Genomic DNA, 5,764 nt, shown 5'->3' on the forward strand with positions numbered 1-5,764 from the left:
CGACCGTCGCGGCTCCCGCCGGGCCCTCGGCGACCACGGCGGCCAGCGGGCCGTCGGCGATGCGTCTGACCAGCTCCTCGTGGTCGATGCGCCCGGCCGCGGCCACCACGACGTCACCCGCACGGAGGACCCTGCGGTGGAACGATCGCAGCGTCTGCGCGTCCAGGGCCACCACCGACTCCTCGGTCCCGATGATCGGGCGAGCCAGCGGGTCATCACCCAACACGGCTCCGGTGGCGAGTTCGCAGGCGAGGTCCTCCGGGTCGTCGGCCCGGCCCGCGAGCTCGTCGAGCACCACGTCCCGCTCGATCTCCACGTCCTCCGGGTCACACGACCCGCGTGCCACCACGTCCACCAGTACGTCCACGGCCGTCGCCAGGCCCTCCGCCGGGACGTGGACGTGGTAGCAGGTGTGCTCCCGGCCCGTGTAGGCGTTGAGGTCACCCCCGAGGAGATCGATGCGCTCGGACAGTTCGAGTCCCGAGGCCGTGGCGGTCCGCTTGAACAGGACGTGCTCGAGGAAGTGCGCGGCACCGTGTTCCTCGGGGGCCTCGTCGGCGGAACCCGCCGCGATCCACACCCCGACCGCCGCGGTGTGGCACCACGGCAGGTTCTCGGTGACCACCCGGAGCCCGGGGATCGATCTGTCCACCCTGATCGTCGGATCCACGGCGACCCTCCCTTCCAGCGATACGAGGCACGCACCCCGCGCTCCGGGGTGCGTGCCTCGTGAGGTGCCGGGGTGCGCGTTCCCGCCCCGGCGGTGTATCAGTTGTCGTCGCCCTCGGCGTCGGCAGGCGATGCCGCCGCGGCGGACTCGTCGCCGACGGGCACGAGGCTGATCTTGCCGCGGTTGTCGATGTCCGCGATCTCGACCTGCATCTTGTCGCCCACGTTCACGACGTCCTCGACCTTGCCGACCCGCTTGCCCTGGCCCAGCTTGGAGATGTGCACCAGGCCGTCGCGGCCGGGCAGCAGCGAGAGGAAGGCGCCGAACGGGGCGGTCTTGACGACCGTGCCGAGGAACCGCTCGCCGACCTTGGGCAGCTGCGGGTTGGCGATGGCGTTGATCTTGTCGATCGCGGCCTGCGCGGACTCGCCGTCCGTGGCCCCGATGTACACGGTGCCGTCGTCCTCGATCGAGACGGACGCGCCGGTCTCCTCGGTGATCGAGTTGATCATCTTGCCCTTGGGCCCGATGACCTCACCGATCTTGTCGACCGGGACCTTGATCGCGATGATGCGGGGCGCGAACGGGCTGAGCTCGTCCGGCTCGTCGATCGCCTCGGCCATCACGTCGAGGATGGTCAGCCGGGCCTCGCGGGCCTGGGTGAGCGCGCCGGCCAGGACCTCGGACGGGATGCCGTCGAGCTTGGTGTCGAGCTGCAGCGCGGTGACGAACATGCCCGTGCCGGCGACCTTGAAGTCCATGTCGCCGAACGCGTCCTCGGCACCGAGGATGTCGGTGAGGGCCACGTAGCGGGTCTCACCGTCGACCTCGTCGGAGACCAGGCCCATCGCGATACCCGCGACGGGGGCCTTGAGCGGCACACCGGCGTTGAGCAGCGACAGGGTGGAGGCGCAGACGGACCCCATCGAGGTGGAGCCGTTGGAGCTGAGCGCCTCGGAGACCTGCCGGATCGCGTACGGGAACTCCTCGACGCTCGGCAGGACCGGCATGAGCGCACGCTCGGCGAGCGCCCCGTGGCCGATCTCACGACGCTTGGGCGACCCCACGCGACCGGTCTCGCCGGTGGAGTACGGCGGGAAGTTGTAGTGGTGCATGTAGCGCTTGCTGGTCTCCGGACCGAGCGAGTCGATCTGCTGGGCCATCTTGACCATGTCGAGCGTGGTGACCCCGAGGATCTGGGTCTCACCCCGCTCGAACAGGGCGGAACCGTGGGCCCGTGGGATGACCTCGACCTCGGCGGACAACGCGCGGATGTCCCTGATGCCGCGGCCGTCGATGCGGAAGTGGTCCGTGAGAATCCGCTTCCGGACGATCTTCTTGGTGAGCGACTTGAACGCGGCACCGAGCTCCCCGACCCGACCGGAGAACCGCTCCGAGAGCGAGTCGAGCACCTCGGCCTTGAGCTGGTCGGTCGCCCCGTCGCGCTCCTGCTTGTCCGCGATCGACATGATCTCACCGAGCTTGGCCTCGGCCACCTCGGAGACCGCGGTGAACGCGTCCTCCTGGTAGGGCGGGAAGAGCGGGAACTCCCGGGCCTCGGACGGGGCCGCGGTGGCCAGTGCCTGCTGCGCGGCGCACAGCTCGGAGATGAACGGCTTGGCCGCCTCGAGACCCTGCGCCACGACGTCCTCGGTGGGAGCCTGCGCGCCACCCGCGATCTTCTCGATGACGGTGTCGGTGGCCTCGGCCTCGACCATCATGATGGCGACGTCGGCGGTATCACCGGAGCCCACGACGCGACCGGCCACGACCATGTCGAAGACCGCCTCGGAGAGCTGCTCGACGGTGGGGAAGGCGACCCACTGCCCCTCGGGGCGGGCGGCGGTGGGGATGAGCGCGATCCGCACGCCTCCGACCGGACCCGAGAACGGGAGGCCGGACAGCTGCGTGGAGGCGGACGCGGCGTTGATCGCCACGACGTCGTAGAGGTCCTTGGGGTCCAGGCTCATGATGGTCACCACGACCTGGACCTCGTTGCGGACCCCGTCCGCGAAGGTGGGGCGCAGCGGACGGTCGATGAGGCGACACGTGAGGATGGCGTCGGTACTCGGCCGACCCTCGCGGCGGAAGAACGAGCCCGGGATGCGACCCGCGGCGTACATCCGCTCCTCGACGTCCACCGTCAGGGGGAAGAAGTCGAAGTGCTCCTTGGGGTGCTTGCCCGCCGTGGTGGCGGACAGCATCATGGTGTCGTCGTCGAGGTACGCGACGACGGCCCCGGCGGCCTGCTTGGCAAGGCGTCCGGTCTCGAATCGCACCTCGCGGCGACCGAAGTCGCCGTTGTCGATGGTCGCGACGGTCTCGAAGACACCGTCTTCGACCTCGACGGCCGTGATCTCTGGCATGTGTAGTCCTGTCCTGTCGGTGACTGGGGGCCTCACGGCGGAGACGTCTCCGCCGGGCCCGCCGGGTCACACGTCAGGGAATCCCGGTTCGACTTCGGTCTTCGATCGAAGCGGCCGGAACCGGCGCCCCGTCCCGGGGCACCCGCGGTTCCGGCAGCCACTACCGAGGACCGTCAATCGGACCTGTCGACACCCGGTACGTGCGCACCGGCCGTGATCAGGCTACCAGGGACAACACCCCGGGTCACCGGGGGACGCGCGGACACCGCCCCCGTACAGCACTGTTCCCCGCCCTCTTCGAGGACGGGGAACAGCGGGCGTGCGGGCGGGGTCCGCTCAGCGACGCAGGCCGAGGCGCTCGATCAGCGAGCGGTAGCGCGCGATGTCGACCTTGGCGATGTACTTGAGGAGACGACGACGACGGCCGACCATCAGGAGCAGACCGCGACGGGAGTGGTGGTCGTGCTGGTGGCTCTTGAGGTGCTCGGTCAGCTGGCTGATCCGCTTGGTGAGCAGCGCGACCTGGGCCTCGGGCGAACCGGTGTCGGTCTCGTGGATCCCGTACTCGGCCAGTACGGCCTTCTTCTCTTCGGTGGTCATCGCCATGGGTGTCTCCTGGTTGTTCCAGTCCGCGAAAATGAATGACCCCGCCGCCGCGGACCGCAGGAGGGCCGACAGGAGACGTTACCAGTGGAGGGCACCGGCGCCCCAATCGATGATCAGCGGCGGTCGGCGCCGGCGTCGAGAACGGCCCTGGTCCTGGCGACGTCCCGGTCCATGGCCACGAGGAGCTCGTCGACCGAGGAGAACTTCTCCATGTCACGGACGTGGTCGACGAAGTCGACGGCCGCCACCCGCCCGTAGAGGTCCGCCGACTCGTCCAGGACGAACGCCTCGACGCTGCGCGCCGCGTCCCCGAACGTCGGATTGGTCCCCACGGAGATCGCGGCCGGGTAGCGCCGACCGGGCTGGATCGACCCGTCTACCTCGTGATCGTCGAGGAGGGCGAACCACCCCGCGTAGACGCCGTCGACGGGCACTGCCGTGTACTCCGGCAGATCCAGGTTGGCCGTCGGGTACCCGAGGTCGCGTCCACCACGCCCGGCTCCGTGCACGACGATCCCGGACACGCGATGGGGACGGCCGAGGATCGCGGCCGCGCCGGCGACGTCGGACTCCGCGAGCAGACGCCGGATCCGGGAGGAGGACACCGGCTCCCCCCCGGATTCCAGCAGATCCATCACCCGGACGTCGATGCCCCGCTCGGCGCCCAGCTCGCGCAGCGTCTCCGGGGTACCCGCCGCGCGTCGGCCGAACGAGAAGTTGCTGCCCACGGTGACGGAGCGGCTCCGCAACCCCCGCACCAGCACGCGGTCGATGAACTCGTCGGGTTCCCACGAGGCCATGTCGGTGTCGAAGGGCAGGGCGAAGACGGCATGGACCCCGAGGTCGCCGGCCAGTTCGGCGCGTCGCTCCAGGGGGGTGAGCACGAGCGGATGCGTACCGGGTCTGATCACCTCGACGGGGTGCGGGTCGAACGTCACCAGCACCGGGCTCGCCCCCGACTCGCGTCCGGTACCCACCGCGTGCTCCACCAGACCCCGGTGACCTCGATGGAGTCCGTCGAACACCCCGAGTGCGACGGAGGTCCCGCCGTCGGGGATCACGATCTCGTCGAACGTCCGCCACAGCTGCACGGCGACCACCTTACGCCCGGGTCTCACAGGCCCGCCGGGCGCATGACCACGACCGGAGCCGCGCGCTGCCCGGACTCGGAGACCAGGGCGGCGACCCGTCCGTCCGGTCCCACGGCGGCGACCACCCCGGCGTCGCCGCGGGCCGCCAGCCACCGTCCGTGTCGCAACCCCTCGGCCTCGTCCGCGTCGACGTCCCGGCGGGGGAAGGCGGTCAGCGCGGCGGCGTCGAGGTCCAGGGACAACCGTGGATCCTCCTCGAGTTCCCCGAGTGTCCGGGCGACGTCCAGTCCGAACGGGCCGACGCACGTGCGCCGCAGCGCGGTGAGATGACCCCCCACGCCGAGCGCGGCACCGAGGTCGCGCGCCAGCGCCCGGATGTAGGTGCCGGTCGAACAGTCGACGACGACGACGAGGTCCACCACCTCCCCGGAGCGCGTGCGCTCGAGGACCTCGAATCGCGACACGGTCACCGTCCGCGCGTCGAGCCGGACGTCCTCCCCGGCCCGCACCCGGTCGTAGGCGCGTCGACCGTCCACCTTGATCGCGCTCACCGAGGACGGGACCTGGTCGATCTCCCCGGTCAGCGCGGCGACCCCGGCGTCGATCGCCGCGTCGGTCACGGCGGAGGCGTCGACCCGCGCGGTGGTCTCGCCCTCCGCGTCGTCGGTGGTGGTGGTCTCGCCGAGCCGGATGGTGGCCTCATAGGTCTTGGTCTCCAGCGCGAGCAGGCCCAGGAGCTTGGTGGCCCTCTCGATCCCCACCACCAGGACGCCGGTCGCCATCGGGTCGAGGGTGCCGGCGTGCCCCACCTTGCGGGTGCCGAAGTACCGGCGCAGTCTCCCGACGACGTCGTGGCTGGTCATGCCGCCCGGTTTGTCCACGACGACGAGTCCCGGGGCGGGGGCGGGGCGGGGGTCGGGTCTGCGCGGGGTCACGCCGGACACGCTATCCCCCACCGCCCGGACGCAGCACGATCGCCGAGGCGACGTAGCCGTCCCGCACCGCCCACCGACCGTGGAGCTCCACCAGGT

At 70.8% G+C, this 5,764-nt stretch carries 5 protein-coding genes; all 5 read right to left on the bottom strand.

The genetic code is table 11. From position 1 onward, the window contains the following. A partial coding sequence (locus G6017_RS04665; protein WP_182616159.1) for an insulinase family protein occupies window positions 1-670 on the bottom strand: 670 nt, incomplete at its 3' end. Between the two features lie 98 nt (window positions 671-768). Beyond that, a complete protein-coding gene (locus G6017_RS04670) occupies window positions 769-3,036 on the bottom strand; it encodes a polyribonucleotide nucleotidyltransferase (RefSeq protein ID WP_182609303.1) in 2,268 nt (755 codons plus the stop codon). A gap of 336 nt (window positions 3,037-3,372) precedes the next feature. After that, the gene (gene rpsO, locus G6017_RS04675) at window positions 3,373-3,642 is read right to left on the bottom strand and encodes a 30S ribosomal protein S15 (RefSeq protein WP_107747462.1); all 270 of its coding nucleotides are present in this window, start codon (window positions 3,640-3,642) and stop codon (window positions 3,373-3,375) included. Between the two features lie 113 nt (window positions 3,643-3,755). Then, complete coding sequence (locus G6017_RS04680) at window positions 3,756-4,733, bottom strand: bifunctional riboflavin kinase/FAD synthetase (protein ID WP_182609304.1); 978 nt, start codon at window positions 4,731-4,733, stop codon at window positions 3,756-3,758. 23 nt (window positions 4,734-4,756) lie between these two features. Further along, window positions 4,757-5,668 (bottom strand): tRNA pseudouridine(55) synthase TruB, encoded by a 912-nt coding sequence (gene truB, locus G6017_RS04685; protein ID WP_179525430.1) that lies wholly within the window; start codon window positions 5,666-5,668, stop codon window positions 4,757-4,759. Window positions 5,669-5,764 lie beyond the last annotated feature (96 nt).

The organism is Dietzia sp. B44, from assembly GCF_014145245.1.
Classification (GTDB): domain Bacteria; phylum Actinomycetota; class Actinomycetes; order Mycobacteriales; family Mycobacteriaceae; genus Dietzia; species Dietzia natronolimnaea.

Bases quoted from the DNA above. Each gene is read 5' to 3' on its own strand.
- G6017_RS04670 (WP_182609303.1), bottom strand. From the start codon at position 3,036: ATGCCAGAGATCACGGCCGTCGAGGTCGAAGACGGTGTCTTCGAGACC.
- rpsO (WP_107747462.1), bottom strand. From the start codon at position 3,642: ATGGCGATGACCACCGAAGAGAAGAAGGCCGTACTGGCCGAGTACGGG.